Source organism: Geobacter metallireducens GS-15, assembly GCF_000012925.1.
GTDB lineage: Bacteria > Desulfobacterota > Desulfuromonadia > Geobacterales > Geobacteraceae > Geobacter > Geobacter metallireducens.
Genome location: NC_007517.1, coordinates 3,129,390 through 3,148,105, shown reverse-complemented (window position 1 = coordinate 3,148,105; position 18,716 = coordinate 3,129,390). Strand labels below are relative to the sequence as shown.

Genomic DNA, 18,716 nt, shown 5'->3' with positions numbered 1-18,716 from the left:
TGCTCAGTTGCTCAGTGTTTCAAACGCATTTGAATGTCAGGGAGTGCGAGGACGGTCTGGATCACGTGGGGCCGGCCCGAAGAGCGCATCGAGCCGGTCGAAATCGAGGCGGGTTTCGGCCAGGCTCCTGATGAGGGCGAGCTTTTCGGTGTCTTCGGCGGTGATCTTCGAGACATCCTCGGTGATGAGGTGGTACAGCTCGGCAGTGGTGTGGGTGTAGTTGCGGAGGAAGGGGATTTTGCTCCGCTCCAGGATCTGCTGGGTGATGGTGCTGACCGGGATGATGCCGGGGATGACGAGCCCCACGAGCTTGGAGCGGTATTCGGGCATCTGGTAGAGGTTGGCCAGGGTCACGAGGAGTTCGTCGCGGCTGCTGGTGACGATGAGGAGGGTGGAGTCCCGCAGCAGTTCCGCCACCCGCTGGGTGGAGGCGGCGCCGATCTGCACGTTGTGGATGATCCGGTTCCGGTCGCGCCGGTTGCCGTGGAGGGGGAGGTCCAGGAGCTTCGAGACCCGGTCCAGCGTCGGGTTGGCCAGGACCGGCTGGTAGTCGAAGCCGCCGATGACGGGGAAGGGTTCGTCGGCGAAGGCCCGCTGCAGGTAGTCGAGGATCTGCTCCCGCTTGTGGGGAACCAGCTTGTTGGCCAGGATGGCCCGGACCTGGGCACCCTCCTTCTCGAAGAGGGCCAGGTCCACGGAGACCGCGTCCACCACGTTCCCCACGCCGCCGCCGGTCACCATGAGCACCGGCGCATCGAGCATCCGGGCGATACGGGCGTTGGAGAGTTTCATCACGGAGCCGACCCCCGGATGCCCCGACCCTTCGATGATGATGAAGTCGCACTGCTTCTCCAACTCGGCATGGGCTTCCAGGATCCGCTCCCGGAGTCCGTCGGGGGAGATCTCGCCGTCGATGACCTTCCGGCTGGTGTCGGGGTAGACCACCACCGGCGACATCCAGCGCAGGTCTTTTGTCAGGCCGAAGACCTGGGCCATGAGGGCCGCGTCCTTGTCCATGGGGACCCCGCGCAGCGTTGCCGGCTTGGGGCCCAGGGGTTTCATGAAGCCGACCCTGCCGTATTTCTTCCGAGCCAGGTGGAGCAGCGAGAGGCTGGTGGTGGTCTTGCCGCAGTTCTGTCCCGTGGCCGCTATGAAGATCTTCCTCGCCATCGTTCACCTCCCGGCAGTGCATCACTGCAACGCAATGTTCACCCGAGGCTACTCCGAACGTTCCACCTTGTCGAGGAATTCCCGCACCATCGGCGCGAAGGTCTCGTGTTCCAGGAGGAAGGCGTCGTGGCCGTAGGCCGATTCGATCAGGTGGTATTCGACCGGCTTGCCGAGGGAGCGGAGGATGGTCGCCATCTCCTCGGTCTGGTAGGGGGGGTAGAGCCAGTCGGAGGTGAAGGCGAAGAACTGGATCGGCGCCTTTACCCGGGAAAACGCCTCCTCCAGGGATTCGTACCCCCAGGCCGTGTCGTAGAGGTCCAGGGCCTTGGCCAGGTAGAGGAAGGAGTTGGTGTCGAAGCGGTCCACGAAGTTGTAGCCGTTGTAGGAGAGGTAGCGCTCCACCTCGAACTGGCCGAAGAAGTCGAAGAGGCCGTCCCGGGCGTTGAAGCGGCGGCCGAACTTCTGCCACATGGACTCGTCGGAGAGAAAGGTGATGTGGCCGATCCCCCGGGCCAGGGCCAGGCCGTCCTTGGGGTTCTTGCGGTATTCCCCCTTCTTCCACGTGGGGTCGTTGAAGATGGCCCAGCGGGCAACGGCGTTGAGGGAAATGGCCTGGGGCGACGGGCGGCTCGTGGTGGCCAGGGCGATGGCGGAGCGGATCCGGTCCGGGAACTGGGTGGCCCACTCCAGGGCCTGCATCCCCCCCATGCTCCCGCCGAGGACGGTGAGGAGCCGGTCGATTCCCAGGTGGTCGAGGAGGAGGGCCTGGGCCCTGACCATGTCGCGGACGGTGATGACGGGAAAGGTGAGGTTGTAGCGCTTGCCGGTTTTCGGGTTGATGGAGGCGGGGCCGGTGGAGCCGTAGCAGGAGCCGATGACGTTGGAGCAGATGACGAAGCACCGGTCGGTGTCCAGGAGCCGGCCGGGGCCGACGATGGCGTCCCACCATCCCGGCTTTGTGTCCTCCTCGCTGTTTTTCCCCGCCAGATGGGCGTTTCCGGTCCAGGCGTGGGCCACCAGGATCGCGTTGGAGCGGTCGGCGTTCAGCTCGCCGTAGGTCTCGTAGGCGAGGGTGATGGGGCCGAGAATGCGGCCGCTCTCCAGCCGGAGTTCCGTGTCGAAGGTTACTGATTGTTCCTGTACGATGCCGACGGACATGCGTCAATCCTGAATAAATGGTTCGGAAACAAAAGCCCCTTCCCGCGGTGGCGAGAAGGGGCTTTGTTGACAGTTGTGGCTATCGTCAAGCGCCGTTCTCATCTTTGCCTCCCGGCAGGATTTAGCACCTGTCACCTTCCGGTTCGCCTTCGTGCTCGAATGCGACCCGGAAGACCGGTTGCTGTGGCTTCGCAGGGCCTTTCCCTCCACCACTCTTGATAAGAATGCGTTTCTATTTAATTTTCCAGAAAGAATACGGAAGCCCCCGGGGTTTGTCAAATGAAAATTTCCCTGGCACTGGAGGTGAAACTCCGCGCCAATCCTGAGCATTTCGTTTGCAAACGCCGACGGGGATAGGGTATAGTGGCCCCGCTTCCGGCCTTAACGGTACGCTTGCATTATCCCGCTCCTCTTCTATACTTACACTACTTTCCGTTCCTGGAGGAATCGACCGCATGACTGTGACCGCAATAGCCGTGGTGGTGATTGCCCTCGCCCTGGTGGTGCTGGTGGCTTTCATTATCCCGACCCTGATCGAGATTCGGAAGGCCGCGGCAGACCTGCGCGGCTTCGTGAGTCGTACCGGCGGCGAACTGAAACCGGTGCTCCTCGAGCTTGAGCGGACCCTCACCGAACTGCGTACGGTGACCGAGGGGATCGCCGAGAAGCGCGAGGATGTCCAGACCTTCATGGAGGCGGTCGGCGACACGGGCCGCAACCTCCGCACCATCAACACCGTGGTCAGCTCGGTGGCCCATGCTGCGGCAACCTCGTCGGTCTGGATAACCGGCGCCAGGACGGCAGGCAAATTCCTAGCTCAACGACTCATCACGAAAAGGGGGTAATGACATGGCAGACGAAGAAAAAGGGATAAGCGTCGGAACGGTGTTCCTCTCCTTCCTGGCCGGCACGGCGGTCGGTGCGGGGCTGGGGCTCCTGCTTGCTCCGAAGACCGGCAAGGAGATGCGGGAAAACATCATGGATCTGACCGATGATGCGATCGACAAGATCAAGGGCTTCACCAAGGAGGCCCAGGGCAAGATCAAGGACACCTATGAGGAGACCAAGGACCTGATCGCCGAGAAGAAGTCGATCATCACCTCCGCCATCGAGGCCGGCAAGGAAGCGATGGATCGGGAAAAAGAAAAGTACGGACAGATGTAGCAGCCTCCGGTTTATGCACGAAAAAGCCCACCTCGCGTGGGCTTTTTCGTAAGCAGGGCCGTCCGGTGCGGGAGCCATGGCGCAAAGAGAAACTGCGGTGGACAGGATCATAGGGTTTTTCACCCATGCCCTCTGGGAGATGGAGCCCGACTCCTTTGGCCCGGTGAAGGGGCGCCTGCTGCGGTGTCTGCAGATCGGCGCCCTGGTGGTCAAGGACTTTCTGGACGACCAGTGCCTCATCCGGGCTTCAGCCCTGGCCTTCTCCACCCTCCTCTCCATCGTCCCGTTCTTTGCCCTTGCTTTCGCGGTATTGAAGGGGTTTGGAGTCCAGAACACCCTGGAACCGTTTATCCTCGACCAGGTGGCAGCCGGCTCCCACGAGATCGTCGACAAGATCGTCGCCTACATCAACAACACCAAGGTCGGATCCCTCGGCGCCATCGGCCTTGCGGCCCTCTTTGTCACGGTCGTGACGCTCCTCGGCAACGTCGAGGAGGCCTTCAACGCCATCTGGGGGGTCCGGGAGACCCGTTCCCTCTACCGCAAGTTCAGTGATTACCTGAGTGTGCTGGTGAGCGGCCCGATCCTTCTTTTTGCCGCGGTGAGCACGACCACCACCATTGAAAGCCAGGCGTTCGTCCAGTGGATCATGGGATACACGTATCTCGGCGATGCGCTGCTGGCCCTTTTTCGCCTGGTTCCCTACCTCAGCATCTGGATCGCCCTCGTCTTTCTCTACATGTTCATCCCCAATACCAAAGTCCGCTTCCGCTCGGCCCTTGTGGGAGGGATTATCGCCGGTACGATCTGGCAGGGCGCCCAGTGGGGGTACATCCACTTTCAGGTGGGGGTGGCAAAGTACAACGCCATCTACGGGACACTGGCGGTGCTGCCGGTCTTCATGGTCTGGCTGTACGCCAGCTGGGTCATTGTTCTTCTGGGGGGGGAAGTGGTTTACGCCCATCAACACCTGCGGACCTTCCGGCGCGAAGTGCGCACCCCCGCCATCAGCAACGCGGCCCGGGAGCGCCTGGCCTTGGCCGTCATCTACGAGATTTCCCTGGCGTTCCATAATGATCGCCCGCCCTGGAGCATCACCGGGCTTGCCGAGCACCTCGATGTGCCTGAGCGTTCCGTGAGGGAGCTCCTCGAATGTCTGGAAGACGAAGGAGTCCTGGCGGCGGGGTGCGGCGATGATCCCCTCTACCTGCCGGCCCGGGACCTGGAGCACATCAGGGTCGGGGAGGTGCTCTCCTCCCTGAGGAATCAGGGAGTCGGGCTGCCCGGCCAGCTGGGAGGAGAGGATCATGTTGTCGTGGACGATCTCTGGGAAGCCATCGAGGCGGCGGTTCGGAGTGCCCTGGGTGATCTGAGTTTTCGGGACCTGGCGGAGCGGGTGCCGTTGGCAGGTGAACCTCTGTCGAGGCGCGATTCATGAGAGGTTGGTAACGGGGGCCGTCGTTGACAAAGGGAGGGGTTTTGCATATAGTGACGGCAATGTAACCGCCATGAATTTCATGTATTCACGCCTGTTTCGGGCAACCGGACCCTTTTCCATATATGCAAGATTTTAAACATCTGACGAGAAAGCGCCGTTTTTCATTTTCCGCCCTCACCGGGCGCCGGAAAGACCCTCCCCGCAACTCCTTCAAAAGACTCGAAAGCAAGGGGCTCGAAGAATCGAAGCCCCGGAAAAAAAGTCTTCGGGTCCTCCTTCCCGTGCTGGCGGCCCTTATCGCCGCCTATCCGGTGTTTTCTTCCGTGCTTTCGGGGCGAACGGCCGTTTCCAGCGATCAGAAGGAGGCGCAATCTGCCGGGAAGCTTCCCCGCGATCTGGATATCTACAGCTCCTTCCGTCTCGGTGCCGGCCTCTTTCCCCAGGCCCGGCTTGAAGGCGACCGCCTCGTTGCTCCCGTTCCCGAAGGGGGGAGAGTGGTCTTTGCCATCGACAGTACGATTCAGGAGAGGGTCAGGGAGGTCCTGACCCAGTTCGATGTTCCCTATGGGGTCTTTGTTGCCATCGAACCCAAGAGCGGCAAGGTCCTGGCCATGGTTTCCCACTCGTCCGTCTCTCCCGAGTGGGAGGAGCGGGCCTTTTACGGGGTCTACCCCATGGCCTCCCTCTTCAAGATCATCACCGCCACGGCGGCCCTGGAACAGGGGAAGGTAACCCCCGATACGGTCATCCCCTTCCGGGGAGGGCTCTATTCGGAGAGTGCCCGCTACTGGAGTTCCCTCCCGAAGCGGGGCGCCCAGGAGATGGACCTGACGACCGCCATGGGGAAATCGGTCAACCCGGTCTTTGGCCGGGTCGCCTGCGATATCGCCGGGAGGGAGTCGGTGCTGCGCTGCGCCGAGCGCTACGGGTTCAACCACTACCTCCTCCCCGGCACCCCGGTCCAGCCGAGCCGGGCCGAGTATCCCCGGACCGACAACGATCTGCGCCTCATGGGTGCCGGCCTCGGCCGGGAAGTGAAGATCTCTCCCATCCATGTGGCAGTCATGATGGCAGCCATCGCCAACGGCGGCACCATGCTCGCCCCCTCCCTCGTGGAGGAGATCAGGAACACCGGAAACAAGGTGACCTACACGCATCAGCCCCGGACCATCCGCTCCATCGCGGCTCCCGAGGTGACTGCCCAGCTCACGCGAATGCTCTCCACCACCGTCACCAGCGGCACTTCCCGCCGAGCCTTCCACGACAACCATGGACGTCCCCGGATCGCCAATGTCAACATAGCCGCCAAGACCGGCTCCATCAACGGCACTGATCCCGAGGGGCATTACAACTGGTTTGCCGCCTACGCTCCCGTTGAGAATCCGCAGATCGCCCTCGCCGCCCTCGTCATCAATCAGGACAAGTGGAAAATCAAGGCGTCATATCTGGGTGAACAGGCCCTGGAGGCGTTTTTCGCCAAGGGGCGGTAATCGGGGGGAGATTCATGGAGTGTCTGAAGTGCGGCACCTGCTGTATCGCTCCTGATATTACGACGCTCGGAAAGCCGGTTGGGGAGAGGTGTCGGCATCTGGGTGAGGCAGGGCTCTGTACCGCCTATGATGTGCGCCCCGCGGTCTGCCGGGGGTATCGCCCCGACGAAACCTGCCTCCTGGTGGCGGCGCCGACCCTGGAGGAGCGGGTTGGGAAATATCTGAGGCTCTTCGGCCTCGACGTGACGTGAAGGTTTTTACTGGTCCCCGGTCCCCGGTCCCCGGTACCGGTATCGCCTCAGCGATACCACCCCGTCCCGCCACTCCCCGTAGGTATAGTGGGTGAGCCAGTCACCCAGGGAGAGGAGAACCTTTCCGTCGGCTTCGTCCAGGAACGGGATGTGGAAGTGGCCCGAGACAACCACGTCGCACCCCTCGCGGAAGCGCCGGGCGGCGAATTCCCGCAGGAGCGCCGGGTAATCCCAGCGGTGCTGCCGCCGGCCATGGTTCTTCCTGCTGCCGCGGGACATCCGCTCGGCGATACGGGAGGCGACCGAGGGGGGAACGACACGGGTGGCCGCCCGGACGAGGGAGCTGTGGAGGATGAAGCGGAGGAGCCGGTAGGAGTAATCCCGGCTGTTCACCTCGTCGCCGTGGCAGAGATAGACCTGTTTCCCCTCGATGGTGACGAGGGCCGGGCCGGGATGGACCCGGGCGCCGAGGGTCTTGGTGAAGAACGGCCCCATGTGGAAGTCGTGGTTTCCCTCCAGGTAGACGATTTCCGTGCCATTTTCCGCCAGCTCCTGGAGCTTTTTCAGAATCGGAAGGTAGTGGGTGAAGGGGACCGTTTCGTAGCCGATCCAGAATTCGAAGAGATCGCCGAGGATGAAGAGCGTGTCGACGGTTCCCCGGAGTTCTGTAAGAAATTCCACGAGGAGCCGGTAGTTTTCGTCCCCCTCGTGCCGCAGATGGGCATCGGCGATGAAGATAGCGCGCATGGCGGCACTATAGAACAAAAGGCCTGCAAAGGTAAAGATAGAGAGAGGAAGACGGGTTAGCCATGGGGTTCATGCGTGATGTGGAGATAGTCTGGGACGATCTCCTGGAGGCCTTTGACAATCCGGACGAAGGGATCATGTACTTCCTCGACCGGGAGACGGGGGAGATATTCGCCGTCCCTGCCGACTACGAGGACGAGGAGTTCTGGCGCGACCTGGAGGCGAGCGGCGAGCGTTTCATCCAGATTCCCGCGTTCGATTACGATCAGGAGCGCCTGCTGCTCCACGAGTTCATCCGCGGGGTCGAAAACGAGGCCTTGAAGCGGATGCTCGAACGGGCCTTCGAGGGGAAGAAGCCCTTCGGGAAACTGGACGAGATCCTCTCCTTCTATCCCGAGGAGTTCGACCGCTTCATGGCCATGAAGGAGGAGATCATCTCCGAGCGGATCAGGCGCTGGCTCGAAGAGCATGATCTCTTCGGAGCTGAAGAGGAATTCTAGGAGCCTGCCGGCCAGCGATGGCGGCATCACGGGAACGGGGACAACCATGGGAGAGAGAGCACCGGCCGCGCAGAGGGGGATCATGTGGTTCCTTGCGGCCGCGGCCGTGATAGCCGCGGGCTATGCCGTCAGCCACACCCTTTCCTGCTTTCTCCTCTCCTTTGTCCTCGCCTATCTCCTCGATCCGGCCGTGGTCCTCCTGGAGCGGCGGGGCCTTCGCCGCAGTTGGGGGATCGTCGCCCTCTACCTGGTCCTCACGGTCCTCTCGCTCTTCTTTGTCGCCTTCATTGTCCCCTTTGCCAGCATCCGTTGGGAGGCGTTCCTCAAGGGACTTCCCGCCTACCTCCAGAAGGGGAAGGCGATCGTCCTCTCCTGGAAGATGCAGGCTCTTCCCGCCGGTGCCGACGATGAGTGGCGCTGGCTCTTCGAGACGGCAACCGGCCAGATCGACAAGATGGCGGCACGCCTGGGCGCCGGCGTCTATGAGGCAGCCACGGGTTTTGTCTTCAACCTGTTCAACCTGGTCCTGGCCCCCATTCTCATCTTCTTCATGCTCTGGTACAAGAATGAGATCAAGACCGGGATCATCACGTGGCTTCCCCGTTCCCGGCGCGAAGCGGTCCTCACCCTGGGGCGGGAGATCAACGCCAGCGTCGGCGGCTACATCCGGGGACAGCTCATCGTTTCGGCCATCGTGGCAATCCTTTCCATCATCGCCCTCTTCATTCTCGGTATCGATTATCCCTTCCTGAACGGCATCTTCGCCGGCCTCGCGTCGGTTCTCCCCTTCATCGGGGTGATCCTGGCAACGCTTCCCCCGCTGTTCTTCGCCTATGTCCAGTACCAGAGCGGTTTCGTGCTCTTGAAAGTCATCGGGGCCTTCGCGGTGATCTACTTCCTTGAGGGATACGTGGTGAAGCCTCTGGTGTTCAAGGAGTCCATGGACCTCAACCCTCTCGTGACGATTATGGTCGTCATGCTCTTCGGAGAACTCATGGGGTTCTGGGGGATCCTGCTCGCCATCCCCATCGCCGCGGCGGTCAGGATCGTCGCGGACCACGTGCGGCGCGGCGATCTTTCGGGAGGGGCGTAAGGTGCGCCCCCGGGACGCGGCCCATATCGCCTGGTTCCTGGCCGCCACCCTCGGGGTGGTGCTCCTGGCGGGTCACGTGGCCCGCCACAGCCTTTCGGCAATCCTCACCTCCCTCGTCATCGCCTACCTGCTGAACCCCTTCATGAAGTGCCTGGAGCGCAAGGGGCTCGGCCGTATCCCCGCCATCGCCATCCTCTACCTCTGCATCGCGGTGATTATGTTCTTTTCGCTCTTTGCGCTTATCCCGTACCTGAACCATCAGCTGGAAGCGTTTCCCCGGGCAGTCCCCCGCTACGTACAGAACCTGGAGAGGGTCATGGAGGTGTGGAAGGCACGGCTTTCCCCCTATTACGGCAGCGACGAGGGGACATGGCTCATCGCCAGTGCCCAGGATTCCCTGAAAAAACTGGCCCTGGACGTGTCGGGCAAGGGATACCAGGAGTTGAAGGCGGCCCTCTTCGGACTGTTCAACCTGGTCCTGGCGCCGATCCTCGTCTTCTTCATGCTTTCCTCCAAGCAGTTCTTCAAGGATCTGATCCTCCGCTTCGTCCCCCACCGGGAGCGCCACTCCTTCCGGGAGGTGGGGGGGCGGATCAAGGATTCCCTGGAGCGGTTCGTCATGGCCCAGTTCTTCGATTGCCTCCTGGTGGGTATCCTGTCGGCCCTGGCCCTCTACCTCCTCGGGATCGAGTTTCCGCTCCTGAACGGCTTCGTGGCCGGGTTCGCGTCGGTGGTCCCCTACGTGGGAGTGATGGTGGCGGTGATCCCCCCGGCTCTCATGGGGTACGCCGAGACCGGGGACCTCATGATCATTCCCAAGGTCTGCGCCGCCTACTTCGTCATCAACGTCATTATCGAGGGGAACCTCATCAAGCCGCTCCTCATGCGGGGAACCCTGCGCCTGAACCCCCTGGCGGTGGTCTTCGCCCTTATGGCCCTGGGGGAGCTCATGGGGTTCTGGGGGGTGGTGCTGGCGGTGCCGGTGGCGGCGGTGGTGAAGATCTGCGCCGTGGAGCTGAAGGGGTATCTGGTGGGAGGTGAGAGGGATGCATAAGACGATGTTCGGCATTACCGGGATGCACTGCGCCGGGTGCGCGGCCCGGATCGAGAAGGAGATCGGCCTGATGGACGGGGTCGTCATGGCGGTGGTGAACTTCGCCACCGAGGAGATGGCGGTGGAGTACGACGAGGCGAAGACCTCGGAAGACGTCATCGACTCCCGGGTGAAGGAGTTGGGCTACGGGACGCGACGGGCCGCTGCGGCAGGGGAGCTCCGCTTCGGGGTCCGGGGGCTCCACTGCGCCTCCTGCGTGGCGAACCTGGAGAAGAAGCTCCTCTCCAACCCCGCCGTGACCGCCGCCGTGGTGAACCTGGCCCAGGAGGAGGCCCTGGTCCGGTTCGATCCGGCCCGCCTCGGCCAGGCCGACATCTTCGCCCTAGTGACGGAGGCCGGGTACACCCCGGTGGAGCCGGAGCAGGGGGGGGCGGAAGCCGCGTCGGAGCTCCTCTCCCAACGGAACTGGTTCATCCTGAGTGCCGTTCTCTCGCTTCCCATCATGTTCACCATGGCCCAGCACGACAACCGGGCCGTGGGGTGGATGAACCTGGTGCTGGCCACCATCGTCCAGTTCTCGGCGGGGCTCACCTTCTACCGGGGGAGCTGGTTCGCCCTGAAGAACAAGAGCGCCAACATGGACGTCCTGGTGGCGCTGGGAACCTCCGCCGCCTACTTCTACTCCCTCTTAGCCTTCTTCGGTGCCTTCGGGGAGCACGGGGGGCATGTCTTCTTCGAGACCTCGGCCATGCTCATCGCCTTCATCCGGCTCGGCAAGTACCTGGAGGCCCGGGCCAGGGGCAAGGCGGGAGAGGCCCTGAAAAAGCTCCTGCGGCTCCAGGCCGACAAGGCGCGGCTCGTGACCCCCGAGGGGGAGCGGGAGGTGCCGGCCTCCGCGGTCCGGGTTGGGGACCTGGTGCGGGTCTTCCCGGGTGAGGCCCTTCCCGTGGACGGGGAGGTGGTTGAGGGGAGCTCCACCGTGGACGAGTCCATGGTCACCGGCGAGTCGGTGCCGGTGACGAAAAAGCCAGGGAATCCGGTCACCGGCGCCACGGTGAACAGAGGCGGCGTCCTCACGGTCCGAGCGACCCGTATCGGCGAGGAAACGCTCCTCTCCCAGATCGTCCGGATGGTGCGCGAGGCCCAGGCTGACAAGGCCCCCATCCAGCGTTTTGCCGACCGGGTTTCCGGCGTCTTTGTGCCGGTGGTCATCGCCCTGGCCGTCATCACCTTCGCGGTCTGGTACTGGGGGCTCCACCAGGAGTTCCTCTTCGCCTTCAAGCTGGCCATCGCCGTGGTGGTCATCGCCTGCCCCTGCGCCATGGGGCTTGCCACCCCCACAGCCATCATGGTGGGGAGCGGCGTGGGGCTCAATCGGGGGATCCTCGTGAAGCGGGGGTCGGTACTGGAGAACATCTCCCGGGTCCAGGCGATCCTTCTCGACAAGACCGGTACCCTCACCCGGGGGGAGCCGGCCCTCACCGACATCGTGCCGGTGCCGGGGGAGACGGAGGAGCGGCTCCTGACGCTCCTTGCCGCAGCCGAGTCCCGCTCCACCCACCCCCTGGCACAGGCTGCCGTGGCCGGTGCGGCGGAACGTGGCGTGATGCTGGCGGAGACGGCCGACTACCGGGAAATCGAAGGGGGGGGCGTTGTCTGCACCGTGGCCGGAGAGCCGGTCATGGCCGGGAACGCCCGCTTCCTGGAGGAGGCGGGAATCGTCACCGCACCACTGGCGACCGATGCGGCGCGGCTGGGGGGGGAGGGGAAATCCCTGGTCTTCGTGGCTGCAGGTGGGCGCCCTGTGGGGGTCGCTGCCCTGGCTGACCGGCTCAAGGAGGGTTCGGCCGCGGCCGTGGCGGCCATGAAAGCCATGGGAATCGCCACCTTCATGATTACCGGCGACCACCGGGCCGTGGCCGCTGCCGTGGCCCGAGAGGCGGGTGTTGACGGCTTCGAGGCGGAGGTCCTTCCGGGCCGCAAACAGGAGGTGGTGAAGGAATACCAGGCGAAGGGGCTTTTCACGGCCATGGTGGGGGATGGCATCAACGACGCTCCGGCCCTGGCCCGGGCCGACGTGGGGATCGCCATCGGCGGCGGCACCGATGTTGCCAAGGAGACCGGCGACGTGATCCTCGTCCGGGACGATCTCATGGATGTGGTGCGGGCCATCCGGCTCGGTCGGGCCACCCTCGCCAAGGTGAAGCAGAACCTGTTCTGGGCACTCTTCTACAACATCCTCGGCATCCCCGTGGCAGCGGGGATCCTCTACTACCCCTTCGGCATCACCCTCAAGCCCGAGTACGCCGGGCTCGCCATGGCCTTCTCGTCGGTGTCGGTGGTGACCAACTCGATTCTTCTCAGGAAAGTTGGCAAGAAATTTGAATGAACTTTAATTTGTGTTTATTTTCAAAAGTTTGGCGCCAGCGCTGTTCCGCGCACCATGGCGGTCGGCGTTGTTCTGGGGGATGATGGATGGAGCGGTCGTTGCGGATAGTGCTGACATTTTTTGTTGCGGTGATGATGTCGGCCGTTACGTCCTCATGGGCACAAGACCCGCCGATTGTGGTGGCCGGTTCCGGCACGTGCATCCCCATTGTCCGCATCCTTGCCGAGGAGTTCCAGCGTTTCCATCCTGACATGGAGGTGCGGGTTCCCCCCAGCGTCGGTTCTGCCGGCGGAGTCACGGCCGTTGCTGACGGAGCGGTGGAGATCGGCATGGTTTCCCGCCCCCTCCGGACCGACGAAGCTGAAAAACGACTTGCATTCAAGCCGTTTGCACGGACGGCAATCGTCTTTGCCGTATCTCCTTCGGTTCCCGACCGGGACCTGAGCTCTGCGGATATCGTTGCAATCTACCGCGGTCAGAAGAACCGGTGGAAGAACGGCCGCACGATCGTGGTCCTGACCAGGGAGCCACGGGACAGCGGCATAGCCGTGTTGCGGGGAAAAATCCCGGGGTTCGGGGAAGCCTATGATGCGAGCCGCGACAAAAAATTCTGGGCAACCTTTTACACCGACCAGGAGATGAATCAGGCCCTTGCGCGGTCGCGGGACGTTCTCGGCATTACCGATAGGGGGGCCGTTGTTGCGGAAAAGCTTCCCGTGAAGGTGTTGAGCCTGAACGGGGTCGAACCCCATGACAACAATGTGCGCAGCGGGCGATACCCCCTGTTCAAGACCCTTGCCTTTGTCCATCGGCCGGGAACGCTTTCCCGGACCGGCACGTCGTTTCTTCGCTTCGTTTTTTCCGGCAGGGGAAGAAAAATACTGAAAACGCATGGCTATCTGCCGGAATGAGGTGAGGATGAGGGGAGACAAGCGGGGAAAGATAGCGATAGCAAAGCAGATGGCGAACAGGCTCTACCCCCTCGCCCTGGCGATCGCGCTCCTCATCGGCATCGGTTTCCCGGCGGTCTATGCCATTCTCGCAGCCGAAGTGCAGATGAATACCGCGACGTGCCACGCCGGTGAGCTAGCGGAGCGGCTCGGGAAAATGGCCCGCGAGGATATCACCCTCTGGAAGTTCCAGAACCAGAAGTATGCCGCTGTCCTTGACGATTTCCTCCCCCGGAAAAACATCATGCATGTCAGAATTCTCGATGAATCGGGAAAAGCACTGACGATATTCGATCGTGTTGAAGCCCACGGAATACCGATTTTCAGACCCTTGGCCCTCAGCAGCGAGGCTCCCATCGTATTTAACCGGCAAACCATCGGGACCGTTGTCATCGAAACGGCGTCGGACCGGCTGATCCTTTCCACCTTTGCCGTTTTTCTCTTTTTCGCCGTTGTCGGCTTGGTCCTGGCGGTCTCCGTCTACCACTATCCCACCAGGGTGGCAAAGGGGCTCGAAGGGGAGATCGGGGGGCTCATAGCCGAGCTGGAATCCTTCAGCTACACGGTGTCCCACGATCTCCACGCGCCGTTGCGCCATATCAGCGGTTACAGCGGCATTCTCCTTGAAGACCACGGCGATAGGCTCGGGCCGGATGTTCGGGAGATGTTGTCCCGCATCCACGGTTCCAGCGAGAGGATGAAGGAGATCGTCGATTCCCTCCTGGAGCTGTCGCGTATCGGCCGGACCGAGCTCAAGCGGGAACGGGTCAATCTCGGAACCATTGCCCATGACATCACGGAGAGACTCAAGCTCTCGGGGGCGGGGCGTCAGGCAACCTTTCGCATTCAGGACAATGTGGTGGTTGAGGGAGACCCGCACCTCCTGCGGAACGTGCTGGAAAACCTCCTCGGCAACGCCTGGAAGTTCACCGCCAAAAGGGACATTGCCGTCATCGAGTTCGGGACGGTGGAGGTTGACGGAAGTGAAGCCTGCTTTGTCCGGGACAACGGCGCCGGCTTCGACATGGCTTACGCCGACAAGCTCTTCGCGCCGTTCCAGCGACTTCACAGCGCCGCTGAATTCGAGGGCTCCGGCATCGGCCTCGCCACGGTACGGCGCATCATCAACCATCACGGGGGAAATCTCTGGGCTGAAGGAACGCCCGGCGAGGGCGCGGCATTCTACTTCTCGCTCTGATCCCCGCCCGCCACGGCAATCCCCTCCATTTGAAACCCCACCCCCCTCTGCTATACTTTCGGCGTTATCCCGTCGAAAGGACGCACCAATGACCATTCTCCCCGGCGCCGACCCGGAGTTCATAGAATCCCTCTACCTGCGGTGGCGCGACGATCCCGCCGCCGTTTCCACCCAGTGGCATGCCTTCTTCAGCGGGTACGAGCTGGGGCGGGGTATTCCCGGAGCGGAAGCCCTCCCCCCCAAGCTGGCCGCCAAGCAGTCGGCGGTGGATTCCCTCATCTACCGCTACCGGGACCTGGGGCACCTGCTGGCCTGCACCGATCCCCTCTCCCCCTGCAAACTGGAGCATCCGCTCCTGGCCCTGGACCGCTACGACCTGGGCGAAGTAGATCTCGATCGCACCTTCCATCCCCGGCGCTTCCTGAAGAGGGAAGCAACGCTGCGGGAGATTCTCGCTACCCTGCGGGAGACCTACTGCCGCTCCGTGGGGGTGGAGTTCATGCATATCCAGGACCCCGCCGTCCGGAGTTGGCTCATGGAGCGGATGGAGCCGGTCCGCAACCGGCCGGCCTTCTCCCGGGAGGAGAAGCTCCGCATCCTCGGCACGCTCCAGGAGGCGGCCCTCTTCGAGGAGTTCCTCCACCGCAAGTTTCTGGGGCAGAAGCGCTTTTCCCTCGAAGGGGGGGAGACTCTCATCCCGCTCCTCGACGCGGCGGTGGAGCGGGCCGCGGAGCATGGCGTTACCGACCTTATCCTGGGAATGGCCCACCGGGGGAGGCTGAACGTCCTGGCGAACATCTTCGGCAAGCCCTTGGAGAACATCTTTGCCGAGTTTGCCGACAACGCGGAGCTGGGCATCGTGGGGGACGGCGACGTGAAGTACCACAAGGGGTTCTCCCACGACCGGGAGGTGGCGCCGGGGCGCTCCATCCACCTCGCCATGGCCTTCAACCCCTCGCACCTGGAGGCCGTGGACCCGGTGGTGGAAGGGAAATGCCGGGCCCGCCAGGACTCCGCCGGGGCGGGGAGCGACAAACGGGTGCTCCCCGTCCTGATCCACGGCGACGCCTCCTTCGCCGGCCAGGGGGTAGTTGCCGAGACCCTCAACCTCTCCCAGTTGGAGGGGTACCGGACCGGCGGCACCCTTCACATCGTCATCAACAACCAGATCGGCTTCACCACCCTTCCCGCCGATGCCCGTTCGTCCCTCTACGCCACCGACGTGGCCAAGATGGTGGCGGCGCCGGTCTTCCACGTCCACGGCGAGGACCCGGAGGCGGCGGTCCACGTGGTCAGGCTTGCCCTGGACTACCGGCAGGCCTTCGGCGGCGACGTGGTGGTGGAGATCATCTGTTACCGCCGCCACGGCCACAACGAGGGAGACGAGCCCTACTTCACCCAGCCCGCCATGTACAGCCTCATCAAGGACCGCCCACCGGTTCACGAGCTCTATGCCGCCCGGCTGGCCGAGGAGGGGATCGGCCGGGAGGAGATCGACGCCCGGGCAACAGCCATGGGACGGCGCCTCGACGCGGCCCTTGCCGCTCCGCCGGCTCCCGTTCACGGGGGGTTCGAGGGGAAGTGGGAGCGGTACCGGCGTGACTATGCCCCCGTGTCAGTGGAAACCGGCGTTTCCCCGGACATCCTGCGGAACCTGGCTGGCCGGCTCGCCGCGATCCCTGACGGCTTCACCCCCCACCCGAAGGTGGCGGCGCTCCTGAACAGACGTCGGGAGGCGGTGGAGGGGGGAGAGGGGATCGACTGGGGGAACGCCGAGACCCTCGCCTATGCCACGCTCCTGGCCGACGGGGTCTCCATCCGCCTCTCCGGCGAGGATTCCCGGCGGGGAACCTTCGGTCACCGCCACTCCTTCCTCTACGATATGGCAACGGACGCGCACCACGTCCCCCTTGCCGGTGTGGCGGCGGAAGGGGCCGCCTTCCATGGCTGGGACAGCATGCTCTCCGAGTTCGCGGTCCTCGGGTTCGAGTACGGTTACTCGGTGGAGGCTCCCGAGTCGCTCGTCATCTGGGAGGCCCAGTTCGGCGACTTCGCCAACGGCGGGCAGGTCATCATCGACCAGTTCATGGCCGGCGGCGAGTCCAAGTGGCAGCGGGTGAGCGGCCTCGTCCTCCTCCTCCCCCACGGCTTCGAGGGACAGGGGGCCGAGCATTCCAGCGCCCGCATCGAGCGGTATCTGCAACTTTGCGGCGACAACAACATGCAGGTGGCCTATCCCTCCACCCCGGGGCAGCTCTTCCATCTCCTGCGGCGGCAGATGAAGCATCCCTTCCGCAAGCCCCTCGTGGTTTTTACCCCCAAGAGCCTCCTGCGCCACCCGCGCTGCGTCTCGCGGCTGGAGGAGCTGGCGGAGGGAGGGTTCCGGGAGGTGATAGCTACCGGCGCAGGGCCGGATAAGGCCAGCCGGCTCATTCTCTGTACGGGGAAGATCTTCTACGACCTTCTGGAACGGCTGGAGCAGGAGAAGCGGGAGGACGTGGCCATCGTGCGGGTGGAGCAGCTCTACCCCCTGCGGTCCGATTTCCTGGGGGGGGCGCTGGAGCCGTACCGGGGCGTGGCTGATGTGGCCTGGGTCCAGGAGGAGCCCCGGAATATGGGGGCATGGAGCTTCATCCGGCCGCACCTGGCGGAGCTTCTCGGCACGGAGCCCCGTTACGTGGGGCGGCCGGAAAACGACGTCCCGGCGGTGGGGTCCCACCGGCTCCACGGGGAGGAGCAGGGGCGGATTGTAGAGGACGCGCTCGGAGCGGGTCCCTGATGGGCTCCTCCGGCAAACCCGGCGATTGACCGTATTATGGCGAGCAGTTCATGTGTATTTTAATTGGAGGAAGGAGGGTACCATTATGTATGTAACGGGCAATCTTGCGGGGAACACGATAGCGATGGTTCTGGCGGGAGGAAAGGGAGAGCGGCTTGCCCCCCTTACCCTGAGGCGGCCGAAGCCGGGCGTGGCCTTTGGCGGGAAGTACAAGATCATCGATTTCGTTCTGAGCAACATGTTCAACTCGGGGATCAAGAAGGTCTACATCCTGACCCAGTACCGGGCGTACTCCCTCATGAAGCACATCCGGGAATCATGGGGGAAATGGGCCGGTCTCGGCGAGTTCTTCGTGGCCATATCGCCGGAGACGAGCAGCGAGAGCGAGGAGTGGTTCAAGGGGACCGCCGACGCCATCAACCACTACCTGCGGTTCATCGAATCGTCGGATGCGGACTATGTGGCCATTTTCGGCGGTGACCACATCTACCGGATGGATGTCAGCCAGATGATCGGGTACCATCGGAGGAACCGGGCCGATATCACCATTGCCGCCCTTGAGGTGCCCGTGGAGGAGGCGAGGAGGTTCGGGGTCTTTTGCGTGGACGACGATAACCGGGTGACGGCATTCGAGGAGAAGCCGGCCAATCCGGTCACCATCCCCGGGCGGGAAACCTGCTTTGCCTCCATGGGCAACTACATCTTTTCAACAAGAAGGCTCATCGAGGTTCTGCAGGAGGGGAAGAAGCTCCATGCCGATCTCGATTTCGGCAAGCACGTGATCCCCATGATGCTTGCAAAAAAGGACCGGGTCTTTGCCTATAACTTCAACGACAACCTGATCCCCGGCATGAAGCCCGAGGAAAGGGGGTACTGGAAGGATGTGGGGACCATCGATTCCTACTACGAGGCCAACATGGAGCTGATCCATGTCTCCCCGCAACTGAATCTCTATAACTACAAGTGGCCCATCCTGACCAACCAGGGGAATTACCCGCCGGCAAAGACGGTGTTCGACGAGGATGGCCGCCGTGGCATGAACATCGACTCCTACGTCTGCGCCGGCTGCATAACCAGCGGGAGCGTCGTGCGCCGGTCCATCGTTGGCCCGCTCACCAAGGTCAACAGTTACAGCCTCGTGGAGGACTCGATCCTCTTCGAGAACGTCAACGTCGGCAGGAACGTGAAGATAAGAAGGGCGATCATAGACAAGAACATCACCATTCCCGACGGGACCACTATAGGATATGACCACGGGGAAGACCGCCGCAGAGGCTATACCGTGACCGAATCCGGCATCGTTGTGGTATCGCCGGCCGAGTAGAGGGAAATAAA

At 63.0% G+C, this 18,716-nt stretch carries 16 protein-coding genes and 1 riboswitch; of the genes, 13 read left to right on the top strand and 3 right to left on the bottom strand.

Annotation, left to right across the window (positions count from 1 at the left end; genetic code table 11):
• Positions 1-36: 36 nt before the first annotated feature.
• The gene (locus GMET_RS13950) at positions 37-1,170 is read right to left on the bottom strand and encodes a phosphotransacetylase family protein (RefSeq protein ID WP_004511678.1); all 1,134 of its coding nucleotides are present in this window, start codon (positions 1,168-1,170) and stop codon (positions 37-39) included.
• A 48-nt stretch (positions 1,171-1,218) separates the two neighbouring features.
• Complete coding sequence (gene metX / locus GMET_RS13945) at positions 1,219-2,328, bottom strand: homoserine O-acetyltransferase MetX (RefSeq protein ID WP_004511679.1); 1,110 nt, start codon at positions 2,326-2,328, stop codon at positions 1,219-1,221.
• A 95-nt stretch (positions 2,329-2,423) separates the two neighbouring features.
• Positions 2,424-2,553: riboswitch (SAM riboswitch) on the bottom strand.
• Between the two features lie 230 nt (positions 2,554-2,783).
• On the opposite strand from metX, the gene GMET_RS13940 reads away from it, so the two are divergent.
• From GMET_RS13940 to GMET_RS13920, 5 genes are all read left to right on the top strand, one after another.
• A complete protein-coding gene (locus GMET_RS13940; protein WP_004511680.1) occupies positions 2,784-3,173 on the top strand; it encodes a DUF948 domain-containing protein in 390 nt (129 codons plus the stop codon).
• Positions 3,174-3,177: 4 nt separating this feature from the next.
• On the top strand, positions 3,178-3,492 hold the full coding sequence (locus GMET_RS13935; RefSeq protein ID WP_004511681.1) for a YtxH domain-containing protein: 315 nt from the start codon (positions 3,178-3,180) through the stop codon (positions 3,490-3,492).
• A 76-nt stretch (positions 3,493-3,568) separates the two neighbouring features.
• Positions 3,569-4,930, top strand: a complete 1,362-nt coding sequence (locus tag GMET_RS13930; protein ID WP_004511682.1) for a YhjD/YihY/BrkB family envelope integrity protein — start codon at positions 3,569-3,571, stop codon at positions 4,928-4,930.
• Between the two features lie 122 nt (positions 4,931-5,052).
• A complete protein-coding gene (locus GMET_RS13925; RefSeq protein ID WP_004511683.1) occupies positions 5,053-6,420 on the top strand; it encodes a penicillin-binding transpeptidase domain-containing protein in 1,368 nt (455 codons plus the stop codon).
• A gap of 14 nt (positions 6,421-6,434) precedes the next feature.
• On the top strand, positions 6,435-6,671 hold the full coding sequence (locus GMET_RS13920; protein WP_004511684.1) for a hypothetical protein: 237 nt from the start codon (positions 6,435-6,437) through the stop codon (positions 6,669-6,671).
• 6 nt (positions 6,672-6,677) lie between these two features.
• Here GMET_RS13920 and GMET_RS13915 read toward each other — a convergent pair whose 3' ends face one another.
• Entirely contained in the window at positions 6,678-7,418 is a 741-nt protein-coding gene (locus GMET_RS13915; RefSeq protein ID WP_004511685.1) for a UDP-2,3-diacylglucosamine diphosphatase, read from the bottom strand.
• Positions 7,419-7,480: 62 nt separating this feature from the next.
• Between GMET_RS13915 and GMET_RS13910 the strand changes: the two genes are divergently transcribed.
• The 8 genes from GMET_RS13910 (at position 7,481) to glgC (ending at position 18,705) form a co-directional block, all read left to right on the top strand.
• Positions 7,481-7,918 carry a UPF0158 family protein gene (locus GMET_RS13910; protein WP_004511686.1) on the top strand — a complete coding sequence of 146 codons (438 nt, stop codon included), beginning with the start codon at positions 7,481-7,483 and terminating at the stop codon, positions 7,916-7,918.
• A 46-nt stretch (positions 7,919-7,964) separates the two neighbouring features.
• Complete coding sequence (locus GMET_RS13905) at positions 7,965-9,011, top strand: AI-2E family transporter (RefSeq protein ID WP_011366099.1); 1,047 nt, start codon at positions 7,965-7,967, stop codon at positions 9,009-9,011.
• A gap of 1 nt (position 9,012) precedes the next feature.
• Positions 9,013-10,065: an AI-2E family transporter gene (locus GMET_RS13900; RefSeq protein ID WP_004511688.1), complete on the top strand. Its 1,053-nt coding sequence runs from the start codon at positions 9,013-9,015 to the stop codon at positions 10,063-10,065.
• Positions 10,058-12,454 carry a heavy metal translocating P-type ATPase gene (locus tag GMET_RS13895; protein ID WP_004511689.1) on the top strand — a complete coding sequence of 799 codons (2,397 nt, stop codon included), beginning with the start codon at positions 10,058-10,060 and terminating at the stop codon, positions 12,452-12,454. The genes GMET_RS13900 and GMET_RS13895 overlap by 8 nt, the downstream gene beginning before the upstream one ends.
• Positions 12,455-12,540: 86 nt before the next feature.
• Entirely contained in the window at positions 12,541-13,365 is an 825-nt protein-coding gene (locus tag GMET_RS13890; protein WP_004511690.1) for a PstS family phosphate ABC transporter substrate-binding protein, read from the top strand.
• A gap of 7 nt (positions 13,366-13,372) precedes the next feature.
• Positions 13,373-14,602 (top strand): sensor histidine kinase, encoded by a 1,230-nt coding sequence (locus GMET_RS13885; RefSeq protein ID WP_004511691.1) that lies wholly within the window; start codon positions 13,373-13,375, stop codon positions 14,600-14,602.
• Positions 14,603-14,690: 88 nt separating this feature from the next.
• Entirely contained in the window at positions 14,691-17,381 is a 2,691-nt protein-coding gene (locus GMET_RS13880; RefSeq protein ID WP_004511692.1) for a 2-oxoglutarate dehydrogenase E1 component, read from the top strand.
• An 85-nt stretch (positions 17,382-17,466) separates the two neighbouring features.
• Positions 17,467-18,705 (top strand): glucose-1-phosphate adenylyltransferase, encoded by a 1,239-nt coding sequence (gene glgC / locus GMET_RS13875; protein WP_004511693.1) that lies wholly within the window; start codon positions 17,467-17,469, stop codon positions 18,703-18,705.
• Positions 18,706-18,716: the final 11 nt, after the last annotated feature.

What these genes read in the sequence shown, in the direction of transcription:
- GMET_RS13885 (WP_004511691.1), top strand. Translation starts at nt 13,373, where the DNA reads ATGAGGGGAGACAAGCGGGGAAAGATAGCGATAGCAAAGCAGATGGCG.
- GMET_RS13905 (WP_011366099.1), top strand. Translation starts at nt 7,965, where the DNA reads ATGGGAGAGAGAGCACCGGCCGCGCAGAGGGGGATCATGTGGTTCCTT.
- GMET_RS13880 (WP_004511692.1), top strand. Translation starts at nt 14,691, where the DNA reads ATGACCATTCTCCCCGGCGCCGACCCGGAGTTCATAGAATCCCTCTAC.
- GMET_RS13895 (WP_004511689.1), top strand. Translation starts at nt 10,058, where the DNA reads ATGCATAAGACGATGTTCGGCATTACCGGGATGCACTGCGCCGGGTGC.
- GMET_RS13920 (WP_004511684.1), top strand. Translation starts at nt 6,435, where the DNA reads ATGGAGTGTCTGAAGTGCGGCACCTGCTGTATCGCTCCTGATATTACG.
- GMET_RS13940 (WP_004511680.1), top strand. Translation starts at nt 2,784, where the DNA reads ATGACTGTGACCGCAATAGCCGTGGTGGTGATTGCCCTCGCCCTGGTG.
- GMET_RS13915 (WP_004511685.1), bottom strand. Translation starts at nt 7,418, where the DNA reads ATGCGCGCTATCTTCATCGCCGATGCCCATCTGCGGCACGAGGGGGAC.
- GMET_RS13910 (WP_004511686.1), top strand. Translation starts at nt 7,481, where the DNA reads ATGGGGTTCATGCGTGATGTGGAGATAGTCTGGGACGATCTCCTGGAG.
- GMET_RS13890 (WP_004511690.1), top strand. Translation starts at nt 12,541, where the DNA reads ATGGAGCGGTCGTTGCGGATAGTGCTGACATTTTTTGTTGCGGTGATG.
- glgC (WP_004511693.1), top strand. Translation starts at nt 17,467, where the DNA reads ATGTATGTAACGGGCAATCTTGCGGGGAACACGATAGCGATGGTTCTG.
- metX (WP_004511679.1), bottom strand. Translation starts at nt 2,328, where the DNA reads ATGTCCGTCGGCATCGTACAGGAACAATCAGTAACCTTCGACACGGAA.
- GMET_RS13925 (WP_004511683.1), top strand. Translation starts at nt 5,053, where the DNA reads ATGCAAGATTTTAAACATCTGACGAGAAAGCGCCGTTTTTCATTTTCC.
- GMET_RS13930 (WP_004511682.1), top strand. Translation starts at nt 3,569, where the DNA reads ATGGCGCAAAGAGAAACTGCGGTGGACAGGATCATAGGGTTTTTCACC.
- GMET_RS13950 (WP_004511678.1), bottom strand. Translation starts at nt 1,170, where the DNA reads ATGGCGAGGAAGATCTTCATAGCGGCCACGGGACAGAACTGCGGCAAG.
- GMET_RS13935 (WP_004511681.1), top strand. Translation starts at nt 3,178, where the DNA reads ATGGCAGACGAAGAAAAAGGGATAAGCGTCGGAACGGTGTTCCTCTCC.